Source organism: Coprococcus comes ATCC 27758, assembly GCF_025149785.1.
Taxonomy (GTDB): Bacteria; Bacillota; Clostridia; order Lachnospirales; family Lachnospiraceae; genus Allocoprococcus; species Allocoprococcus comes.
Window position 1 is genome coordinate 1,388,710 of sequence record NZ_CP102277.1, and the last position, 20,394, is coordinate 1,409,103.

15 protein-coding genes are annotated in these 20,394 nt (G+C 43.5%); 14 read left to right on the plus strand and 1 reads right to left on the minus strand.

Translation table 11 applies throughout. The annotated features are described in order from the left end of the window. Positions 1–98 precede the first annotated feature (98 nt). The 10 genes from NQ556_RS06825 (at position 99) to NQ556_RS06870 (ending at position 10,962) form a co-directional block, all read left to right on the plus strand. Complete coding sequence (locus tag NQ556_RS06825; RefSeq protein ID WP_008372284.1) at positions 99–542, plus strand: RrF2 family transcriptional regulator; 444 nt, start codon at positions 99–101, stop codon at positions 540–542. Then, positions 535–1,719, plus strand: a complete 1,185-nt coding sequence (gene nifS / locus NQ556_RS06830) for a cysteine desulfurase NifS (RefSeq protein ID WP_022220116.1) — start codon at positions 535–537, stop codon at positions 1,717–1,719. Before NQ556_RS06825 ends, nifS begins: the two co-directional genes overlap by 8 nt. 35 nt (positions 1,720–1,754) lie before the next feature. Then, complete coding sequence (gene nifU, locus NQ556_RS06835) at positions 1,755–2,198, plus strand: Fe-S cluster assembly scaffold protein NifU (protein WP_008372281.1); 444 nt, start codon at positions 1,755–1,757, stop codon at positions 2,196–2,198. A gap of 23 nt (positions 2,199–2,221) precedes the next feature. Then, a complete protein-coding gene (gene mnmA / locus NQ556_RS06840) occupies positions 2,222–3,301 on the plus strand; it encodes a tRNA 2-thiouridine(34) synthase MnmA (RefSeq protein ID WP_008372279.1) in 1,080 nt (359 codons plus the stop codon). Between the two features lie 110 nt (positions 3,302–3,411). Further along, positions 3,412–4,215 carry a histidinol-phosphatase HisJ family protein gene (locus NQ556_RS06845; protein ID WP_022220115.1) on the plus strand — a complete coding sequence of 268 codons (804 nt, stop codon included), beginning with the start codon at positions 3,412–3,414 and terminating at the stop codon, positions 4,213–4,215. Between the two features lie 137 nt (positions 4,216–4,352). Further along, positions 4,353–5,366 carry a type I glyceraldehyde-3-phosphate dehydrogenase gene (gene gap / locus NQ556_RS06850; protein WP_008372277.1) on the plus strand — a complete coding sequence of 338 codons (1,014 nt, stop codon included), beginning with the start codon at positions 4,353–4,355 and terminating at the stop codon, positions 5,364–5,366. A 261-nt stretch (positions 5,367–5,627) separates the two neighbouring features. Next, positions 5,628–6,821, plus strand: coding sequence for a phosphoglycerate kinase (locus NQ556_RS06855; protein WP_022220114.1), 1,194 nt, complete (start codon positions 5,628–5,630; stop codon positions 6,819–6,821). Positions 6,822–6,862: 41 nt separating this feature from the next. Beyond that, a complete protein-coding gene (gene tpiA, locus NQ556_RS06860; protein ID WP_008372272.1) occupies positions 6,863–7,612 on the plus strand; it encodes a triose-phosphate isomerase in 750 nt (249 codons plus the stop codon). A 149-nt stretch (positions 7,613–7,761) separates the two neighbouring features. After that, the gene (gene gpmI, locus NQ556_RS06865; protein ID WP_173699956.1) at positions 7,762–9,300 is read left to right on the plus strand and encodes a 2,3-bisphosphoglycerate-independent phosphoglycerate mutase; all 1,539 of its coding nucleotides are present in this window, start codon (positions 7,762–7,764) and stop codon (positions 9,298–9,300) included. Positions 9,301–9,657: 357 nt separating this feature from the next. After that, positions 9,658–10,962, plus strand: coding sequence for a PLP-dependent aminotransferase family protein (locus NQ556_RS06870; RefSeq protein ID WP_008372263.1), 1,305 nt, complete (start codon positions 9,658–9,660; stop codon positions 10,960–10,962). A gap of 587 nt (positions 10,963–11,549) precedes the next feature. Here the strand turns inward: NQ556_RS06870 and NQ556_RS06875 are convergent. Further along, complete coding sequence (locus tag NQ556_RS06875; protein ID WP_008372260.1) at positions 11,550–15,791, minus strand: 2-hydroxyacyl-CoA dehydratase; 4,242 nt, start codon at positions 15,789–15,791, stop codon at positions 11,550–11,552. 261 nt (positions 15,792–16,052) lie between these two features. Between NQ556_RS06875 and NQ556_RS06880 the strand changes: the two genes are divergently transcribed. From NQ556_RS06880 to NQ556_RS06895, 4 genes are all read left to right on the plus strand, one after another. Continuing rightward, a complete protein-coding gene (locus NQ556_RS06880) occupies positions 16,053–16,886 on the plus strand; it encodes a membrane protein (RefSeq protein ID WP_008372258.1) in 834 nt (277 codons plus the stop codon). Positions 16,887–16,929: 43 nt separating this feature from the next. Beyond that, positions 16,930–18,366: a pyruvate kinase gene (pyk, locus tag NQ556_RS06885; RefSeq protein ID WP_008372256.1), complete on the plus strand. Its 1,437-nt coding sequence runs from the start codon at positions 16,930–16,932 to the stop codon at positions 18,364–18,366. Positions 18,367–18,386: 20 nt separating this feature from the next. Then, positions 18,387–19,688 (plus strand): diaminopimelate decarboxylase, encoded by a 1,302-nt coding sequence (locus NQ556_RS06890; protein ID WP_022220112.1) that lies wholly within the window; start codon positions 18,387–18,389, stop codon positions 19,686–19,688. Positions 19,689–19,782: 94 nt separating this feature from the next. Further along, positions 19,783–20,358: a helix-turn-helix domain-containing protein gene (locus tag NQ556_RS06895; RefSeq protein ID WP_008372253.1), complete on the plus strand. Its 576-nt coding sequence runs from the start codon at positions 19,783–19,785 to the stop codon at positions 20,356–20,358. Positions 20,359–20,394: the final 36 nt, after the last annotated feature.

Genomic DNA, 20,394 nt, shown 5'->3' on the forward strand with positions numbered 1-20,394 from the left:
GAAAGAGCCTTGACAGAACATAACAGAGGTGATATTCTCAATTTGCAAGAAATCCTAGTAAAACAGTGGGATATAAAAAATAAAGAGAAGGTGATGGATTGAAGATCTCAACGAAGGGTCGTTATGGTTTACGCGCCTTTATCGATCTTGCGTGTTATGGCGCAGAAGAACCGGTTTCCATCAGCAGTATATCAGCCAGGCAGGAGATATCGGAACGATATCTGGAACAGCTCATGGCGAAGCTGAAAAAGGCAGGTCTCGTCAAGAGTATCCGTGGAGCGGGAGGAGGATATCGGCTGGCAAAGGATGCGGCGGAAGTTTCTGTTGGTGATGTACTCAGAGCACTTGAAGGAGACTTGGAACCTGCGACTTGTGCAGCACTTCATTCGGAAGACAGTTGCGAGATCCAGGGAAGCTGTATCACGAAATATGTCTGGAAGAAAGTCAATGAAAGCATGGCACAGACGGTAGACAGTATTATGATAAATACCCTTGTGGAAATGAATAAAGAAGTAAAGAAAGAAGGACAAAAAGATGAGTAAATTAATTTATTTGGATAACGCAGCAACAACAAAAACTGCACCAGAAGTTCTGGAAGCAATGCTGCCATATTTTACAGAGCAGTATGGCAATCCTTCTGCGATCTACAGCTTCGCATCCCATAACAAAGATGTTGTGGCAGAACAGAGAGAAAGAATCGCAAACGCACTCGGTGCAAAGAGCAACGAAATTTATTTTACAGCCGGCGGATCAGAGTCTGACAACTGGGCACTCAAAGCAACCGCTGAGGCTTATCAGAATAAAGGAAAACATATTATCACAACCAAGATCGAACATCATGCGATCCTGCATACAGCAGCTTATTTGGAAGAACGTGGGTTTGAAGTGACTTATCTTGATGTGGATGAATACGGAAAAGTAAATCCGGCAGATGTGGAAGCAGCAATCCGCCCGGATACCATCCTGATCTCTGTAATGTATGCAAACAACGAGATCGGAACAATTGAACCGATCAAAGAGATCGGTGAGATCGCCCACAAACATGGTATCCTGTTCCACACAGACGCCGTACAGGCTTTCGGACAGGTCCCGATCAATGTAGATGAATGTCATATTGATATGTTAAGTGCCAGCGGACACAAGCTGAACGGACCAAAAGGAATCGGATTCCTCTATATCAGAAAAGGCGTGAAGATCCGTTCCTTTGTTCATGGTGGGGCACAGGAAAGAAAACGTCGTGCAGGTACAGAAAATGTTCCGGGTATTGTTGGAATCGGTACAGCAACAAAACGTGCTATCGCTACGATGGAAGAACGTACAGCAAAAGAGCGCGAGATGAGAGATTATCTGATCAAACGTGTGATGGAAGAAATCCCGTACACCAAGCTGAACGGACATCCGACAGACCGTCTGCCAAATAACGCAAACTTCTGCTTCCGTTTCATTGAGGGCGAATCTATGCTGATCCGTCTTGATATGGCAGGAATTTGTGGATCCAGTGGATCTGCATGTACATCCGGATCTCTTGATCCATCCCATGTACTTCTTGCAATCGGACTGCCGCACGAGATTGCGCATGGATCTCTGCGCCTGACTCTGAATGAAGAGATCACAAAAGAAGACATTGATTATGTAGTAGATCAGCTTAAGACAATCGTAAGCGATTTACGCGGAATGTCACCGCTTTATGAAGATTTTGCAAAAAAACAGAATAAATAATACGATAGAAAATACAGCTTTAGGAGGAATTTACAATGTATACAGAGAAAGTAATGGATCATTTTCAGCATCCACGTAATATGGGAGAAATCGAGAACGCAAGCGGAGTGGGTACTGTTGGTAACGCCAAATGTGGTGATATCATGAGAATCTACCTTGATATTGATGATAACGGAATTATTAATGATGTAAAATTTAAGACATTCGGATGTGGCGCGGCTGTTGCAACAAGCAGTATGGCGACAGAACTTGTAAAGGGAAAACATATTTCAGAAGCAATGCAGGTAACAAACAAAGCCGTTATGGAAGCGCTTGACGGACTGCCGCCGGTTAAGGTACACTGTTCTTTACTGGCAGAGGAGGCAATCCATGCAGCGCTGTGGGATTATGCAGAGAAGCACGGGATCAAGATCGAAGGACTCCAGAAGCCGAAGAACGATATCAGTGAAGGTGAAGAAGCAGAAGAGGAAGAGTATTAGAATTTTCTGCAGGAGAAAAGAGAATGGCAAAAAAGAAAGTGGTAGTCGGAATGTCAGGTGGTGTCGACTCATCGGTAGCGGCATATCTTCTAAAAGAACAGGGATATGATGTGATCGGTGTGACGATGCAGATCTGGCAGGACGAAGAATCGAAAATACAGGAAGAAAACGGCGGATGCTGTGGACTCAGCGCGGTAGATGATGCCAGAAAAGTTGCGGCACAGATCGGCATTCCGTATTATGTGATGAATTTCAAGAAGGATTTTCAGGAGAAGGTAATCGATTATTTTGTGGATGAATATTTGCATGGCCGGACACCAAATCCGTGCATTGCGTGTAACCGTTATGTAAAATGGGAATCTCTTCTTACACGGAGCATGGAGATCGGAGCAGACTATATTGCAACAGGTCACTATGCGAGAGTAGAACAGTTGCCGAACGGACGCTATGCGATCCGGCATTCGGCAACCTGGTCAAAAGACCAGACCTATGCGCTTTATAATCTTACCCAGGATCAGCTGAGAAGAACGCTGATGCCTGTCGGTGAATACGAAAAAGACCAGATCCGCGAGATCGCAAAAGAGATCGGATTGCAGATTGCGAACAAACCGGACAGTCAGGATATCTGTTTTGTATCCGATGACGATTATGCATCTTTTATTGAAGAAGAAAGTGACCAGAAAATCCCGGAAGGTAATTTTGTAACACCGGATGGAAAGATCCTGGGACGGCATAAAGGAATCATCCACTATACGATCGGACAGAGAAAAGGACTTGGACTTTCTCTTGGGTATCCGGCATTCGTGCTTGAGATCCGTCCGGATACGAATGAAGTTGTGATAGGGACGAATGAAGATCTGATGACGACGCGGGTCCGTGCAAATAAGCTGAACTTTATGACAGTAGAGGATCTGGAAGGTGAGATGCGCGTATTTGCCAAAATCAGATACAATCATAAAGGGGACTGGTGCACAGTCCGCAAAACGGGAGAAGATGAGATAGAGTGCATCTTTGAGACACCGCAGAGAGCGGTTACACCGGGGCAGGCATTGGTACTGTATGATGGAGATTATGTACTTGGAGGCGGAACAATTCTGGGATAGCTCAGAATTGTTCCGTTTTTTGGTATATTGGGACCGTACTGCAATCCAACAAATGATTTGCGGGAAAGCCGGGTGGATTTACACATGAAGAATGACAAGGAGGGCAAAATATGAGAGCGGACTGCCATATGCACACTTATTTTTCCGGAGATTCAGAGGCAAAACCGGAAGAGATGGTCCTTGCAGCAATCGATAAAGGACTGGAAGCAATCTGTTTTACGGATCATGAAGATATTGATTATTTTTGTGATGATATTGAATTTGTGTTTGATCCGGAAACCTATTTTAAAGAGCTTGGAGCACTGAAGGAAAAGTATAAAGAGAAGCTGGATATCCGGATCGGTGTGGAGTTTGGACTTCAGCCACACCTTGCGAAGAAAGCAAAAGCATTTACCGCGGCAAATCCGTATGATTTTGTGATCGGATCCATGCATGTGGTTGGTGGGAAGGATCCGTATTATCCTGAGTTCTTTGAGGGGATTTCGGATGAAGAGGCCTACCGGATGGCACTTCGGGAGACAATAGCCGATATCAGGGCTGTGGCGGATTTTGATGTGCTCGGACATCTGGATTATGTGGTACGTTATGGAAAACATCGGGAACAGGAATATTCTTACGGCAGATTTGCGGATGAAATAGATGAAATCCTGCGGTATCTTATTGAACACGGAAAAGGACTGGAAGTCAATACGGCAGGACTGAAGTATGGCCTTCCTTTTGCACACCCGCATCCGGATGTGTTAAAAAGATACAAAAAGCTGGGGGGAGAGATCATCACCGTCGGCGCAGATGCACATAAACCAGAGCATGTAGGGTATGATTTTAACATAGTTGACAATATTCTCGAAGCATGTGGTTTTAAATATTATGCAGAATTCATAAAAAGGGCCCCGGTTTTCAGAAAAATAAAGTGAAAAAAGGGGATTGAATTTTTGTTCTGAATTTAGTACAATAAATTACAGTTGATAAATCTTAAACAATGATAAGATTTATCAAGAAAAATGTAACTGTTATATACAGTAATACAATTTATCTTTAGGAGGACTAAATCATGGCAGTAAAAGTAGCAATCAATGGATTTGGACGTATTGGACGTCTTGCATTCAGACAGATGTTTGGAGCAGAGGGATTTGAGATCGTAGCAATCAACGACCTTACATCTCCTAAGATGCTGGCTCACTTATTAAAATATGATTCAACACAGGGAAAATATGAATTAGCTGATAAAGTATCTGCTGGAGAAGACTCCATCACAGTAGACGGAAAAGAAATCAAAATCTACGCTAAAGCTAATGCAGCTGAACTTCCATGGGGAGAAATCGGAGTAGATGTAGTTCTTGAATGTACAGGATTCTACACATCTAAAGCAAAAGCTCAGGCACATATCGATGCAGGTGCTAAACACGTTATCATTTCTGCACCGGCAGGAAATGACCTTCCTACAATCGTTTACAATGTAAACCATACACAGCTTACAAAAGATGACGCAATCATTTCTGCAGCTTCTTGTACAACAAACTGTCTTGCACCAATGGCTAAGGCTCTTAATGATCTTGTACCGATCAAATCTGGTATCATGTGCACAATCCATGCTTACACAGGTGATCAGATGACTCTTGACGGACCACAGAGAAAAGGTGATCTGAGAAGATCTCGTGCAGCAGCAGTAAACATCGTTCCTAACAGCACAGGAGCAGCTAAAGCAATCGGACTTGTTATTCCGGAACTTAACGGAAAACTTATCGGATCTGCACAGCGTGTACCAACCCCTACAGGATCTACAACAATCCTTACAGCAGTAGTTGAAGGTGAAGTTACTGTAGAACAGATCAACGCAGCTATGAAAGCAGCTTCTAACGAATCATTCGGATACAACGAAGATCAGATCGTTTCTAGCGATATCGTAGGAATGAGATTTGGTTCTCTCTTCGATTCTACTCAGACAATGGTACTTCCGCTTGACAACGGAACAACAGAAGTACAGGTTGTTTCTTGGTATGACAATGAAAACTCTTACACAAGCCAGATGGTAAGAACAATCAAACACTTCGGAACATTACTTTAATCCGTAACGTTTGTTTGGACAGGCTGAATTGATTCTTACTGGAATATTCCAGAGTTAGACTCAAGCAAGGGTCCGGTCTACATGGACCGGGCTCTTTTATTTAACAGGAAATTCTGATGGAGCTTCCTGCTAAATAAAAGGCACTATGTGCCCAAGATGTGTATTCGTGTGAAAACGCAGATTGTCGCAAGCAACTGCGCTCAGCACGGAAATGTGCCCGGCACATTCCATTTAAACGAAATGTAAACAGGAGGCAGGATTATGCTTAACAAAAAATCTGTAGATGATATCAATGTAAAAGGGAAAAAAGTCCTTGTAAGATGCGATTTTAACGTACCGCTGATCGATGGAAAGATCACAGACGAGAACCGTCTTGTTGCAGCACTTCCTACAATCAAGAAACTGATCGCTGACGGAGGAAAAGTAATCCTCTGCTCACATCTTGGTAAACCGAAGGGAGAACCGAAACCGGAGCTTTCTCTTGCACCGGTTGCAGTAAGACTTTCAGAACTTCTCGGACAGGAAGTAAAATTCGCAGCAGATCCTGAAGTAGTAGGACCAAATGCAAAAGCAGCAGTTGAAGCTATGAAAGATGGAGAGGTAATCCTTCTTGAAAATACACGTTACAGAGCAGAAGAAACAAAGAACGGAGATGAATTCTCTAAGGAACTCGCTTCTCTTTGTGATGTATTCGTAAACGATGCATTCGGAACAGCTCATCGTGCACACTGCTCTAACGTTGGTGTTACCAAATATGTTGATACAGCAGTTGTAGGATATCTTATGCAGAAAGAAATCGATTTCCTTGGAAATGCAGTAAACAATCCGGAAAGACCGTTCGTTGCAATCCTTGGTGGAGCTAAAGTTTCAAGCAAGATTTCTGTAATCGAAAACCTGATCGATAAAGTAGACACTCTGATCATTGGTGGAGGTATGTCTTATACATTCAGCAAAGCACAGGGCGGAACCGTTGGAAAATCTCTTCTTGAAGAAGATTACTGTGAATATGCACTGAACATGATTCAGAAAGCTAAAGACAAAGGCGTAAAACTCCTTCTTCCGGTAGACAACGTAATTGCAGATGATTTTTCAAATGATGCAAATATCAAAGTTGTTAAAGCTGGCGAAATTCCGGAAGGATGGGAAGGACTTGACATCGGACCAGAGACAATCAAGATCTATGCTGACGCTGTAAAAGATGCAAAGACAGTTGTATGGAACGGACCTATGGGTGCATTCGAGATGCCGAACTTTGCAAAAGGAACAGAAGAAGTCGCAAAAGCACTTGCTGAGACAGATGCAGTAACAATCATCGGTGGTGGTGATTCGGCAGCAGCAGTTAACCAGCTCGGATACGGCGACAAGATGACTCACATCTCTACGGGTGGCGGAGCTTCCCTTGAATTCCTTGAAGGTAAGGAACTGCCAGGTGTAGCAGCTGCTAACGATAAATAAGCAGCGTCTGTAATTAAGATAAAATAAGGGAGATTATTGCAATGGCAAGAAAGAAAATTATTGCAGGTAACTGGAAAATGAATATGACACCTTCAGAGGCAGTAGAGCTTGTGAATACACTCAAATCTCTGGTTGTGACAGAAGAGGCTGACGTGGTATTCTGCGTACCGGCAATCGATATCATTCCGGTTGTAGAAGCAGCAAAAGGAAGCAACATCCAGGTTGGAGCAGAGAATATGTACTTTGAAGAAAAAGGTGCATACACAGGAGAAATCTCTCCGAACATGCTTACAGATGCTGGTGTTAAATATGTTGTTCTCGGACACTCTGAAAGAAGAGAATACTTCGCAGAGACAAACGAGACTGTGAACAAAAAGATGCTGAAAGCATTTGAACACGGACTTACACCGATCATGTGCTGTGGAGAAACTCTTGAACAGCGTGAACAGGGTGTGACAATGGACTTCATCCGTCAGCAGGTTAAAGTTGGATTCCAGAATGTAACAGCAGATCAGGCTAAGACAGCAGTTATCGCTTATGAGCCAATCTGGGCAATCGGAACCGGTAAGACAGCTACAACAGAGCAGGCTCAGGAGGTTTGCAAAGCTATCCGTGAATGTATCGCTGAAGTTTATGATGAAGCTACAGCAGAAGCAATCCGTATTCAGTACGGCGGATCTGTAAATGCAGCTACAGCACCGGAATTATTCGCTCAGCCGGATATCGATGGTGGACTTGTAGGTGGTGCTTCTTTAAAACCGGATTTTGGTAAGATTGTAAACTGGAAATAGTCAATTATACCAAGGCGCAGGCAGAAATGCCTGCGTTTTTCGACTGTCAAAGTTTTAACAAGTGCTTGCAAGCATATATAAAATCATGTACAATATTTAACTGAAAGAGAAATCAAACGCTTTAAGACAAAATGAAGGAGTGTAAGACGATGAGTAAAAAACCAACAGTTTTGATGATCTTAGACGGTTACGGTCTGAGAGATGAAAAGAAAGGCAACGGTATTGCAGAGGCAAACACACCGGTTATGGATAAATTAATGGCTGAATATCCGTTTGTAAAAGGAAATGCAAGCGGACTTGCTGTAGGACTTCCGGACGGTCAGATGGGTAACTCGGAAGTAGGTCATATGAATATGGGCGCAGGACGTATCATTTACCAGGAGCTCACCAAGATCACAAAAGCAATCGATGATGGCGATTTCTTTGAAAATAAGGCACTTCTTGCAGCCTGTGAAAATGCAAAGAAGAACGGTACAGCTCTTCATCTGATGGGACTGGTATCTGATGGTGGTGTACACAGTCACATTACACATATTTATGGAATTTTGGAACTTGCAAAGAGACAGGGGCTGGACAAAGTATATGTTCACTGCTTCCTTGACGGACGTGATACACCTCCGGCATCTGGGAAAGAATATGTTGAACAGTTAGAAGCAAAGATGAAAGAAATCGGTGTAGGTGAAGTTGCAAGTGTTTCCGGACGTTACTATGCAATGGACCGTGACAACCGTTGGGACCGTGTAGAAAAAGCATACGCAGCACTTACACGCGGCGAAGGTGACACAGCAGCATCAGCAACAGAAGGAATCCAGGCTTCTTACGACAAAGAAGTAACTGACGAATTCGTAGTACCATTTGTAGTGACAAAAAACGGTACACCGGTTGCAACTGTAAAAGACGGAGATTCTGTGATCTTCTTTAATTTCCGCCCGGATCGAGCAAGAGAAATCACCAGAACATTCTGTGCGGATGATTTTGACGGATTTGACAGAGGAGAACGTATCAAGACTACTTATGTATGTTTTACAGAGTATGATGAGACAATTCCAAATAAAATGGTTGCATTTGTAAAAGAAGGCATCACGAATACATTTGGCGAATTTCTTGCAGCAAACAATATGACACAGGCAAGAATCGCCGAGACAGAGAAATATGCACATGTTACCTTCTTCTTTAATGGTGGAGTAGAAGAACCGAACAAGGGAGAGGACAGAATCCTTGTCAAATCGCCTAAGGTTGCAACTTACGATCTGAAGCCGGAGATGAGTGCATATGAAGTATGTGACAAGCTTGTAGACGCAATCAAAGCTGATAAGTACGATGTGATCGTAATTAACTTTGCAAACCCGGATATGGTTGGTCATACCGGTGTAGAAGCAGCAGTGATCAAAGCAATTGAAGCTGTTGATGAATGTGTAGGAAAAGCAGTTGATGCAGTGAAAGAAGTTGGTGGACAGATGTTTATCTGCGCTGACCACGGAAATGCAGAACAGCTGATCGATGAAGAGACAGGAGAACCATTTACCGCTCATACAACGAACCCGGTTCCGTTCATTCTTGTAAATGCAGATCCTGCATATAAGCTTCGTGAAGGCGGATGCCTTGCAGACATCGCTCCGACGCTGATCGAGCTGATGGGAATGCAGCAGCCAGCAGATATGACTGGAAAATCATTATTAGTAAAATAGTAAATATATTTGCCCGGAATCATGAAAATGGTTCCGGGTGTTTTGTTGTCAGAAGAGCAAAACATACTGCATATAAATCTGATCTACTCTTTTTGAAAAGCGTTGAAATGGAAAAATGCATGAAATGAAAAACAAAAATTCAAAAAATCACATTTAAATCAACAAAAATCACGATATATCATATTTATATGCAAGAATTGGTTGACGAAAAATCATTTTTCCTATATACTTACTACTTGTAGTGAGTTTTGATGTTGTCAAAACAGCTGAAAGAAACTGCAGATGGCAGATTTCGGAAGTATAAAGTACGGCAGGAAACACACAATGATTAGTTGATGATTATGGGAGGTTTTCAAGATGACTGCATATAGAGATATGAGTAGAGAAGAACTGCTTGAATTAAAGAGCAGACTGGAAAAAGAATTTGAAGATGTTAAAGGAAAAGGTCTGAAACTGGATATGTCCAGAGGTAAACCGTCCAAAGCACAGCTTGATCTTTCTATGGGGATGATGGATGTACTTAAGAGCACATCAGATCTTGTCTGCGAAGAAGGAGTAGATTGCCGTAACTATGGAGTGATCGATGGAATCAAAGAAGCAAAACAGCTTCTTTCTGATATGATGGAAGTACCGAAGGACAATATTATCATCTTTGGTAACTCCAGCCTGAACGTAATGTATGATACTGTTGCAAGAGCGATGACACATGGTATCATGGGAAGCACCCCTTGGGCAAAGCTTGACAAGGTAAAATTCCTCTGCCCGGTACCTGGATATGACAGACATTTTGCAATCACTGAACATTTTGGAATTGAGATGATCAATATTCCAATGACGTCGGATGGACCGGATATGGATCTGGTAGAGCAGTATGTGGAGAATGATCCGGCTGTAAAAGGTATCTGGTGTGTACCGAAATATTCTAACCCACAGGGAATCACTTATTCTGATGAAACCGTACACCGTTTTGCGAAATTAAATCCAGCGGCAGAAGATTTCCGTATTTTCTGGGATAATGCATATGGAATCCATCATTTGTATGAGGATAAACAGGATTATCTGATCGAGATTTTGATGGAATGTAAAAAAGAAGGACATCCGAACATGGTTTACAAATTCGGTTCTACTTCCAAGATCAGCTTCCCGGGTTCTGGTATTGCAGCAATTGCAGCATCCGATGAAAACCTTGCGGAAATCCGCAAGATGATGTCCGTACAGACCATCGGTCATGATAAATTAAACCAGCTCAGACATGCGCGTTTCTTCGGTGATATCCATGGAATGGTTCAGCATATGAAGAAACATGCAGATATCTTAAGACCGAAATTTGACACCGTATTAAGTGTACTGGAAAGTGAGCTTGGCGGACTTGAGATTGGTTCCTGGATGGCACCGCGAGGAGGATACTTCATTTCCTTCGATGCGTTGGATGGATGTGCAAAAGCAATCGTAGCAAAAGCAAAAGAAGCCGGACTGATCTTGACAAAAGCGGGAGCAACCTTCCCATACGGAAAGGATCCAAAAGACAGCAATATCCGAATTGCACCGTCCTTCCCGACACCAGAAGAACTGGAAGTTGCAGCACAGGTATTCGTACTCAGCGTAAAACTGGTAAGTATTGATAAAATTCTTGGCGAAAAAGTAGAAGTTGAAGAAGCTTAATATATATGAGAAAACAGTGGATTTTCCAGAAGGAGAATTCACTGTTTTTTGATGTAAAGGTTGTGGTGGCCGATTGTACAAAAGAAAGTCCTCCAATTCCATTGTGCAAACCATTCCGATGAGCCTCTTAGAGCGGAAATCATGTTCAGCAAAGGCTCCCATGATTTCTGAGTTTCATCTCCATTGCACAAAAGTGAATTGCAGGAATTTCTTTTGTAAAATCGACCGTTTAACTGTACTGGTGAAAATGACGGTGCCGAATTTGGAGAGAAAAAACTGTAAAGAAAGATATTACACTAATCTTCCCTTCCGACTGCAATTCCCTAAATCTTAGTCCTCACCACCCAAAAAACTTTCGCATATGTAAAACAAAGTTACCAATATACAGACCAGAGGAAACAAAGTACTCCCTCACATGAATTTGCACTACGGAGTTCAAGACTCAGGAATCGTGGAAGCCTTTGCTGAACACGATTCCTGCCTTAAGAGGCTTGAACGAAGTGGTTAGTGCAACTGAATGTGAGGGAGTACTTTGTTTCCTCTGGTCGTCTTATTGCAACCAAATATATTTTACATATCCTAAAATTCTACATCTTCTTCTGCGCAGTCGAAAGCATCAGTTTGATGCGGTTCAGCTGGTTTACTTCGCTTGCTCCCGGATCATAATCGATTGCAACGATGTTGGATTCCGGATGACGGCGGCGCAGTTCTTTAATAACACCTTTCCCGACTACGTGGTTTGGCAGACAGGCGAAAGGCTGTGTGCAGACAATGTTTGGTGCACCGCTGTGGATCAGCTCCAGCATTTCTCCGGTAAGGAACCATCCTTCACCGGTCTGGTTTCCAAGAGAAACAATTTCTTTTGCCATCGAAGCCAGGTGTTCAATATGTGATGGTGGATCGAAGCGTTTACTTGATTTTAATGCATCAACGGCAGGCTTGCGGAACCATTCCAGAGCTTTGATTCCGAGATTACCCATGCGGGCGGTTGATTTCTTCATGCCGAGATGTTCTGCTTTAAAGTTTGTATTGTAGAAGCAGTAGAGTAGGAAGTCGGTCAGATCCGGAACCACGGCTTCGGCACCTTCCTGTTCAAGAAGATCTACCAGGTAGTTATTGGCAGCTGGAAGGAATTTAACAAGGATTTCTCCGACAACTCCGACACGTGGCTTTTTGACATCTTTTAATGGAAGAGAATCAAAATCTTCTACAATCTGGCGGCAGAGACGCTTAAACTCGTGTCTGCTTGGATAGCCTTTCTTGATAAATTCGATAACTGTCTTTTCCCATTTCTTATGCATGGTATTGGCAGAGCCTGGAACAGCTTCATATGGGCGGACACGGTACAGGCAGCGCATGAAGAGATCACCAAATATCAGACCATACACACCTTTCAGTACAAGTGGAAGGGTGATCTTGAATCCAGGATTGCTTTCAAGCCCGCTTAAGTTGATTGAAATAACAGGGATATGTCCGTAACCGGCTTTTTTAAGAGCACGCCGGATAAATCCGATATAGTTGGAAGCACGGCATCCGCCACCGGTCTGCGAAATAATGACAGCCAGGTGGTCGGTGTCATATTTGCCGGAAAGGATAGCCTCCATGATCTGTCCGACTACCATCAGAGACGGGTAGCAGGCATCATTGTTTACATATTTAAGGCCCATGTCAACTGCATGCTTGTTATCATTTTTCAGTACTTCCAGTTTGTAGCCTGCTTCCTGGAAGGCTGGCTCAATCAGTGAAAAGTGGATCGGTGACATCTGTGGACACAAAATGGTATAGGTTTCCTTCATTTCCTTTGTAAAAGGAATTTTTTCGATATTTGCCGGACGAATGGTGCGCTCCATATGCTTCTGCTCGCGGACGCGGATGGCGGCGAGAAGAGAACGGATACGGATACGTGCAGCACCCAGGTTATTAACCTCATCAATCTTAAGAGAGGTATAAATCTTGTCGGAACCGGTTAGAATATCTGCAACAGCATCGGTTGTTACGGCATCAAGACCGCATCCGAAAGAGTTCAGCTGGATCAGATCCAGATCATCTCTTGTCTTTACAAAATTGGCTGCTGCGTACAGTCGGGAATGATACATCCACTGATCCATAACAATCAGCGGACGTTCTACCGGATTCAGATGGGAGATAGAATCTTCCGTCAGAACGGCAAGTCCGTAGGAGGTGATCATCTCCGGGATACCGTGGTTGACCTCCGGATCGTAATGGTATGGACGACCGGCAAGTACAATGCCGCGGGTTCCTGTCTTTCCCATGTAAGCGAGTGTTTCTTCACCTTTTTTGCGGATGTCCTGACGGCATGCAGCAAGTTCTTCCCATGCAGCATGAGCGGCATTTTTGATTTCTTCTGCTGGAAGATTCTTTGCAGAAGTAAATTCACGGACCAGTCCGTCTGTGATTGTCTTTTCGCTTGTGAGGGCGAGGAATGGATTCATGAAATCTACTTCACCGTGTACGATCGGATCCATATTGTTCTTGATGTTCTCCGCGTATGAGGTGACGATCGGGCAGTTATAATGATTGTCGGCATCGGCAAATTCACCACGTTCGTATGGTATACAAGGGTAGAAGATAAAGTCTGCACCCTGGTTGATCAGCCACTGTACATGTCCGTGCGCCAGCTTTGCCGGATAACACTCGGATTCGCTCGGAATAGATTCAATACCAAGTTCATAAATCTTATGTGTAGAAGCAGGAGAGAGTAACACATGATATCCCAGTTTTGTGAAGAAAGTAAACCAGAACGGATAGTTCTCATACATGTTGAGAACTCTTGGAATACCAACCGTTCCACGTTTTGCTTCGGATGGATCTAATGGCGTGTAACCAAAATAACGTTCATTTTTATAAGCGAAAAGGTTTGGCACATCACTCTTTGCTTTCTCTTTTCCAAGACCGCGCTCACAACGGTTTCCGGAAATAAAACGACGTCCGCCACTGAATTTGTTGATGGTCAGACGACAGTTGTTGGTACAGCCGTTACATTTTGCCATTGAGGTTGTATAGGTAAGTTCATTGATTTCATCAATGGAAAGCATGGTTGTATTTTTACATTCTTTGAAACCATAGCGTTCTCTTGCAATCAGTGCAGCCCCAAAAGCACCCATGATTCCTGCAATATCCGGACGGATTGCCTGACATCCGGCGATGGTCTCAAAGCTTCTGAGTACGGCATCATTGTAGAATGTACCACCCTGTACAACAATTTTTTTACCAAGCTCAGATGCATCGGATACCTTGATAACCTTGAAAAGAGCATTTTTGATAACCGAATAAGCAAGTCCGGCTGAAATATCGGATACTTCAGCACCTTCTTTTTGCGCCTGTTTTACCTTTGAGTTCATAAATACGGTACAACGGGTACCGAGGTCAATCGGATGTTTCGCAAAAAGTGCTTCATGTGCAAAATCCTCTACGGTGTAGTTCAGGGATTTGGCAAAAGTCTCGATAAAGGAACCGCATCCGGAAGAACATGCTTCGTTGAGCTGTACGCTGTCTACAGTCTGATTCTTGATCTTGATACACTTCATATCCTGACCACCGATATCGAGGATACAGTCTACATCCGGTTCGAAGAAAGAAGCGGCGTAATAGTGAGATACGGTTTCAACTTCGCCTTCATCCAGAAGAAGTGCGGCTTTAATGAGCGCTTCTCCGTAACCGGTTGAGCAGGAGTGAACGATCTGTACGCCTTCCGGAAGCTGGCTGTAAATATCCTTGATCGCACCGATGGTCGTACCAAGAGGATCACCGTCATTGCCATGGTAGAAGGAGTACAAAAGAGTACCGTCTTCTCCGACCAGAGCGGCTTTCGTGGTGGTAGAACCGGCATCGATTCCAAGGTAGGCATTACCGCGGTAGCTGGCAAGATCACCAACCGGCACCTGATGCTTTGCATGGCGGTTCTTAAATTCATTGTAATCTGCTTCGCTGGAAAAGAGCGGCTGCATACGCTCAACTTCAAAGTCCATTTCAATATGGGCATCCAGCTTTTTCTGCATCTCACCAAGAGAGGTGACTACATCCTTTTTAGAGTTCAGCGCAGAGCCGACGGCTGCAAAAAGATGGGAATACTTTGGTGCGATAATGTGTTCGTCATCCAGCTTGAGAGTACGGATAAACGCTTCTCTCAATTCAGAGAGGAAATGAAGCGGTCCACCGAGGAAAGCAACATGTCCGCGGATTGGTTTTCCGCAGGCAAGACCACTGATGGTCTGGTTGACGACTGCCTGGAAAATAGAAGCAGACAGGTCTTCTTTGGTAGCACCGTCATTGATCAGCGGCTGGATATCTGTCTTGGCAAATACGCCACAGCGGGCTGCAATCGTATAAAGTGCTTTGTAATTTTTGGCATATTCGTTCAGACCGGTTGCATCTGTCTGGAGAAGGGACGCCATCTGGTCGATGAAAGATCCGGTACCTCCGGCGCAGATTCCGTTCATACGCTGCTCAATATTTCCATTTTCAAAATAGATGATCTTGGCATCTTCGCCGCCCAGCTCGATCGCTACATCGGTCTGTGGTGCATAATCCTGAAGAGCGGTGGAAACGGCAACAACCTCCTGGACAAAAGGTACGCCAAGATGCTTTGCCAGAGTAAGACCACCTGATCCGGTAATCATTGGAGATACCTTGATCTGACCGAGCTTGTAGATAGCACGACCAAGCAGATCAGAAAGGGTTTCCTGAATATTGGCGAAGTGACGCTCGTAATCAGAAAACAGAACATCATTATTACTGTCCAGAACTGCGATTTTAACAGTTGTAGAACCGATGTCAATCCCCAGGGTATGTAATTCTGTCTGATTCATGATTTAACTACTCCTTATTACAATTAAAAAATTTGTCTGTGTTATTACCTATTAAATGTAGTTCGCAGAGAACTACAGTATCTTACATTATACGACAGAACCAACGAAAATACAAACAGAAGTTATGTATGGCATTGTAGAAAAAAGTGCCTGGAAGTGAACAAAAGATGTAAATTATGTGAAAAGAGAGTAAAGAGGTGGAATGGAATTGACAAAGTAAAAAGCAGACGATAAAATAACATACGTGGAAGGAGGTTTTGAATGAAGAACTGGTTAGATAAAATGGAGCGCAGGTTCGGGCGCTATGCAATTAGAAATCTTACGATGTATCTGCTTGCAGGTTATGCAATCGGATATCTTTTGAGTTTTACGATGCCACAGCTTCTTACCTATTTTACACTGGAACCGGCACTGATTTTGAAAGGGCAGGTGTGGCGACTTCTAAGCTGGGTGATCATCCCACCGAATGACAATATTATTTTTGTTATCTTTATGATGCTGTTATACTATTCCCTTGGTAATACGCTGGAAAGCTACTGGGGGGCATTTCGTTACAATGTTTACATTTTCTCAGGAATATTATTTACAGTTATTGGAGCTTTTATTGTGAATGGACTGATCGGAGGCATTACCGGATTTGGAAGCCTTTACAGTACTTACTATATCAATATGTCCATTTTCCTTGCATGTGCATCCATCATGCCGGATTATCAGCTTTTGCTTTACGGCATTATCCCAATCAAGATGAAGTGGCTTGCAATTCTGGATGTGGTTCTGCTTGCGGTAGACGCAGTGCAGGGCGGTCTGATCATACGGATCGTGATCATCGCATCCCTTTTGAACTTTATTATTTTCTTTTTCTGCAACCGGAATCTGCGTGGACACAGTCCGAAACAGGCTGCCCGCAGAAAGAAATTCCAGAAGCAGATAAGCCGTCCGCAGAATCAGTATGCAGGCGGTGCAAAGCACAGATGTGCAGTGTGCGGTCGTACGGAACTTGACGATCCGACACTGGAGTTCCGTTATTGTTCAAAGTGTAACGGGAATTATGAATATTGCCAGGACCATCTTTTCACACACGAACATGTGAAGTAGAGTTCTAACATAGAATCAAATTGAATAATAAGAGGAGGAAACAATGAAAAAAACCAAGATTGTTTGTACAATGGGACCAAACACCAACGACAGAGAAATGATGAGAAAGCTGATCCAGAATGGAATGAATGTGGCACGTTTCAATTTCTCACATGGTGATCATGAAGAACAGAAGTTCAGAATGGATATGCTCAAAGAGCTTCGTGAAGAGGAACATACAAACACTGCAATCCTTCTGGATACAAAGGGACCGGAAATTCGTACAGGAATCCTGAAAGACGGAAAGAAGATTACTTTAAAAGAAGGAGAAACCTTCACTCTGACAACAGAAGATATCGTAGGAGATAATAAGAGAGTATCTATCACATATAAGGGGCTGGTACAGGATATTTATAAAGGCTGTACCATTCTGATCGACGATGGCCTGATCGGACTTCGTGTAGAGAGCAAGACAGAGACGGAGATTGTCTGTTCTGTAGTAAATGGTGGAGAACTTGGCGAAAAAAAAGGTGTTAACGTACCGAACGTAGCCATTCGTCTTCCGGCTATTACAGAAAAAGATAAGGATGATATCCGTTTCGGTGTAGAGCAGGATATTGACTTTATCGCAGCATCATTTGTAAGAAATGCAGAGTGTGTACTTGAGATCAAGGCATACTTAAAAGAACTCGGCGCTCCGTATATTCCAATCATTGCAAAGGTAGAGAACGCAGAAGGCATTGAGAATATTGATGAGATCATCCGTGCGGCTGATGGTATCATGGTGGCACGTGGAGATCTTGGTGTAGAGATTCCGGCAGAGGAAGTGCCGCATCTCCAGAAAATGATCATCCAGAAATGTAATGACAACTTTAAGACTGTTATTACTGCAACACAGATGCTGGATTCTATGATGCGTAATCCGCGTCCGACAAGAGCAGAAGTGACGGACGTTGCCAATGCGGTATACGACGGAACAGATGCAGTTATGCTTTCCGGAGAGACAGCACAGGGGAAATACCCTCTGGAAGCACTCCAGATGATGGTTCATATTGTAGAGACGACAGAGGAACATCTGGACTATGATTCCATTCTTGCTAAAGCCGGAGATCATCTGAAGTCAGGTGTGTCCAGTGCAATCGGATATGCTTCTGTACTTGCGGCAGCGAACCTGAATGCAAGATGCATCATCACTCCATCTGTATCCGGTGCAACAACAAGGGTTGTATCCAACCTTCGTCCGAAGCAGGAAATCCTTGGAATTACACCGAACGAACGTACCCTTCGCCGGATGTCGATCTACTGGGGCGTAAGAGGATTGAAGTCTCTGGAATTCCATACAACAGATGATATCTGCAGTGGGGCAATTGATCTTGCACAGGCAAAGAAATGCGTGGACAGTGGAGATATTGTTGTCCTGACAGCTGGTATTCCTTCACCGAGCGTACAGCGTGAAAAGGGTTCTGTAAGTAATATGATGCGTATTGCAACCATCGACTAGACGAAAGAGAGATGAACAGAATGAAAAAAGAACCATTCGTAACAAAGACACAGTTAGATGAAATCGTAAAAGAATATCCGACTCCGTTTCATCTTTATGATGAAAAAGGGATTCGTGAAAATGTAAAAGCACTCAAAGAAGCATTTGCATGGAACAAAGGATATAAAGAATATTTTGCAGTAAAGGCAACTCCAAACCCATATATCCTCAATATTTTAAAAGAATATGGATGCGGGTGTGACTGCTCTTCCTATACAGAGCTTTTAATGTCTGAGTCTGTCGGACAGGTTGGAGAAAATATTATGTTTTCTTCCAATGATACACCGGCAGAGGAATTTGCACTTGCTGATAAGCTCGGCGCAATCATCAACCTGGACGATATCACACACATTGATTTTCTGGAAAAGACGATCGGAAAGATTCCGGAGACAATCAGCTGCCGTTATAATCCGGGTGGACTTTTCAAAATTTCCAACAGCATTATGGATAATCCGGGAGATGCCAAATACGGTATGACAACTGAACAGATTTTTGAGGCATTCAAGATCCTGAAGTCCAAAGGCGCAAAAGAGTTCGGTATCCATGCATTCCTTGCAAGTAATACTGTAACTAATGAATATTATCCGACACTTGCACGTACTTTGTTTGAAGTAGCAGTTAAGCTTCAGAAAGAGACCGGTGTACATATCAAGTTCATCAACCTTTCCGGTGGTGTGGGAATTCCTTACAAACCGGATCAGGAACCGAACGATATCAAGGTGATCGGTGAAGGTGTAAGAAAAGTGTACGAAGAGGTTCTTGTTCCGGCTGGAATGGGTGACGTGGCGATTTACACAGAGCTTGGCCGTTTTATGCTTGGACCTTATGGATGCCTTGTGACAAAAGCAATCCATGAAAAGCATACGCACAAAGAGTACATCGGTGTAGATGCATGTGCCGCAAACCTGATGCGTCCGGCTATGTATGGTGCCTACCATCACATCACTGTCATGGGAAAAGAAAATGAACCATGCGATCATACTTACGATGTGACTGGTTCTCTGTGCGAGAATAATGATAAATTTGCAATCGACCGTCAGCTTCCGAAGATTGACATGGGAGATCTGCTTGTGATCCATGATACCGGAGCACATGGATTCTCTATGGGATATAATTACAACGGACGTCTTCGTTCCGCAGAAGTTCTTCTGAAAGAGGACGGAGGTACACAGCTGATCCGCAGAGCAGAGACTCCGATGGATTACTTTGCAACTTTCGACTGCTTCCCGGTTTATGAGGAACTTAAGAAGAATACGGAAGAAGCGGATAAGCTCGGAAAATAGAATTATAAGCTGAGATAGAAAACGCCCCTGGATTTTGATATGCTACCCTCATATAGGACAATGAAATATAAAAGTCCTATATGGGGGTATTTTCATGTTCAGAAAGAGTAAGATAGAATCAGTAGAAAAAGTAAAAATAGTCGAACGCTACCTTGCAGGAGAAATTGGCATACGGCAAGCAGGAAAAGAATTGGGAGTTGATCATCATAGTATTCGAAATTGGATTTCTATTTATCAGTATGATGGACCAACTGGATTACTCAATCAACCGAAAAACAGATCTTATTTAAAAGATTTAAAAATATCTGCTATAAATGATTATCTTAACGGAGAAGGATCTCTTCAGGATATTTGCACAAAATACGGAATTCGTTCACACAGACAGCTTTCCGATTGGATTAAGGTGTATAATTCTGGTGGAAGGGCACTCAAGTATGATTGTTCCTATCAACAAGTTCGCAATTGGGTAATACGATACGAAAAGATGGGTCAAGCGGGTCTGGAAGACAGACGTGGACGTCGTATATCTTCTCTTCCAAGCAGAACACCTGAAGAACATACTGGCGGAAGGGAAGCGCATCCTCTCCAACACGGAAGGTACCGCGGGGCACGCGGGAACCGTGGCGGCTGTAACCGCCTAAACGCTCGGGGAGAGGACGTAAGACCCTAGAGGACCAATATCGGTCCCCGACGGCAGACCTCACAG

Bases quoted from the DNA above. Each gene is read 5' to 3' on its own strand.
- nifS (WP_022220116.1), top strand. From the start codon at position 535: ATGAGTAAATTAATTTATTTGGATAACGCAGCAACAACAAAAACTGCA.
- nifU (WP_008372281.1), top strand. From the start codon at position 1,755: ATGTATACAGAGAAAGTAATGGATCATTTTCAGCATCCACGTAATATG.
- mnmA (WP_008372279.1), top strand. From the start codon at position 2,222: ATGGCAAAAAAGAAAGTGGTAGTCGGAATGTCAGGTGGTGTCGACTCA.
- NQ556_RS06845 (WP_022220115.1), top strand. From the start codon at position 3,412: ATGAGAGCGGACTGCCATATGCACACTTATTTTTCCGGAGATTCAGAG.
- gap (WP_008372277.1), top strand. From the start codon at position 4,353: ATGGCAGTAAAAGTAGCAATCAATGGATTTGGACGTATTGGACGTCTT.
- NQ556_RS06855 (WP_022220114.1), top strand. From the start codon at position 5,628: ATGCTTAACAAAAAATCTGTAGATGATATCAATGTAAAAGGGAAAAAA.
- tpiA (WP_008372272.1), top strand. From the start codon at position 6,863: ATGGCAAGAAAGAAAATTATTGCAGGTAACTGGAAAATGAATATGACA.
- gpmI (WP_173699956.1), top strand. From the start codon at position 7,762: ATGAGTAAAAAACCAACAGTTTTGATGATCTTAGACGGTTACGGTCTG.
- NQ556_RS06870 (WP_008372263.1), top strand. From the start codon at position 9,658: ATGACTGCATATAGAGATATGAGTAGAGAAGAACTGCTTGAATTAAAG.
- NQ556_RS06875 (WP_008372260.1), bottom strand. From the start codon at position 15,791: ATGAATCAGACAGAATTACATACCCTGGGGATTGACATCGGTTCTACA.
- NQ556_RS06880 (WP_008372258.1), top strand. From the start codon at position 16,053: ATGAAGAACTGGTTAGATAAAATGGAGCGCAGGTTCGGGCGCTATGCA.
- pyk (WP_008372256.1), top strand. From the start codon at position 16,930: ATGAAAAAAACCAAGATTGTTTGTACAATGGGACCAAACACCAACGAC.
- NQ556_RS06890 (WP_022220112.1), top strand. From the start codon at position 18,387: ATGAAAAAAGAACCATTCGTAACAAAGACACAGTTAGATGAAATCGTA.
- NQ556_RS06895 (WP_008372253.1), top strand. From the start codon at position 19,783: ATGTTCAGAAAGAGTAAGATAGAATCAGTAGAAAAAGTAAAAATAGTC.